Raw genomic sequence first — 1,552 nt, forward strand, 5'->3', positions numbered from 1 at the left:
CCACGGCGTCGCCGCCCCCGCCGAGACGCCGTGGCCGCTGAGGAGACTCGAACCCTCGTCGGCCTGGCGGATCTCCCGGGGCGCCGGCATCACGGTGGCGGTCATCGACTCCGGCGTCTCCGCCCTCCATCCCGCCCTGAAGGGCCAGGTCAAGGCGGGCCGGGACTTCAACGGCCTGCCGCAGCAGCAGGGCCGCTGCGACCTCGCCGGCCACGGCACCATCGTCGGCGGCATCATCGCCGGGAAGGAGGGCACCGGCGCGTCGTTCAGCGGCATCGCGCCGCAGGCCAGGATCCTCCCGGTACGCGTCCTGCCCGACACCAGGACCACCGCCGACGAGGGGCTGCCGGGGCAGATCGCCGAGGCGATCCGCTGGTCGGTGCAGAACGGCGCCGACGTGATCAACCTGTCGCTGGTGACCCTGGACCGGCAGGACCTCGCCGACGCCGTCCGCTACGCCCTCGACGAGGGGGTGGTCGTGGTGGCCGCCGCCGGCAACCGCCAGGAGAACCAGCAGGACAGGCCCGCGTTCCCGGCCGCCTACCCGGGAGTGATCGCGGTCGCCGGGGTGGACGAGGAAGGCGGTCACGTGGGCAGCTCGGTCAGCGGGGACTACGTCGACCTCGCGGCACCCGGGCTGAACATCCTCGGCCCGGCCCCCGGGGGCGAGGGCTTCCTCGCCGAGCCGCAGGGCGGCACCAGCTTCGCCGCCGCGTACGTCTCCGGGGTGGCCGCGCTGGTCCGGGCCGCCCACCCCGACCTCGACCCGGAGCAGGTCGCCGACCGGCTGATCCGGACGGCCGACAGCCCGCCCGAGGGGAAGAACGCCGAGGTCGGCCACGGGGTGGTGAACCCGTACCGGGCGGTGGCGACCGTGCTCGGCACCCGTACCGACCCGCCGGCCGGCGCGATGCCGGCACCGCCCTCCACCGAGGACCCGCTCGCCTGGCAGGGCACCGTCGCGGTCTGGGCCGCCGTCGTCGGCACGCTCGTCGCCGCGCTGCTGCTGTCCGTCAAACCGATCCTGATCCGCGGGCGACGCCGGGGCTGGCGCCCGGGCCGCCGCCCGTCCGCAACGGACGCCACGACCGGCTGACGCCCTTCTCCCGCACCGCCCCGATCCCGCCCGGACAACGTCGAGCGCCGCCCACCGGTGCGGTGGACGGCGCTCGGCGTGACTCCGTCAGCGCAGGATGCCCGGCGTACCGCCGCCGTCCGCACCCCAGACGTCCTCGTCCTCCTCCAGCCAGGTGTTGCGAGGGGTCTCCTCCTCGCCGTAGCCGGCGCCCATGCCGGCCATGCCACCGACGCCCCGCGCGCCCGCACCGACGCCCTTGGCGCCCACGCCGGCGGCACCCGCGCGCCCGCCGCCACGGCCGGCCCCACCGGCCGCACCGCCCATCATCGGGCCCATGCCACCCGCACCGAGCTTGCCGCCGGCGCCGAGCTTGCCACCAGCGCCCCGGCCGCCACCGCGATTGGCGCCGGCCGCGCCGCCGCCCATCATCGGGCCCATGTTGGGGCTCACCGGCCGGCCGAGCGAGCCGCCGCC

1 protein-coding gene and 1 pseudogene are annotated in these 1,552 nt (G+C 76.9%); one reads left to right on the forward strand and one right to left on the reverse strand.

The genetic code is table 11. The features are described from left to right. Positions 1–1,096 (forward strand): type VII secretion-associated serine protease mycosin (gene mycP, locus F6X68_RS32580; protein WP_151457824.1); only part of this gene is annotated, 1,096 nt, incomplete at its 5' end. An 87-nt stretch (positions 1,097–1,183) separates the two neighbouring features. On the opposite strand, the pseudogene F6X68_RS32585 reads toward mycP, so the two are convergent. After that, positions 1,184–1,552, reverse strand: a pseudogene (locus F6X68_RS32585) (hypothetical protein); the annotation flags it as partial.

It is taken from the genome of Micromonospora sp. AMSO12t (genome assembly GCF_008806585.1).
Classification (GTDB): domain Bacteria; phylum Actinomycetota; class Actinomycetes; order Mycobacteriales; family Micromonosporaceae; genus Micromonospora; species Micromonospora reichwaldensis.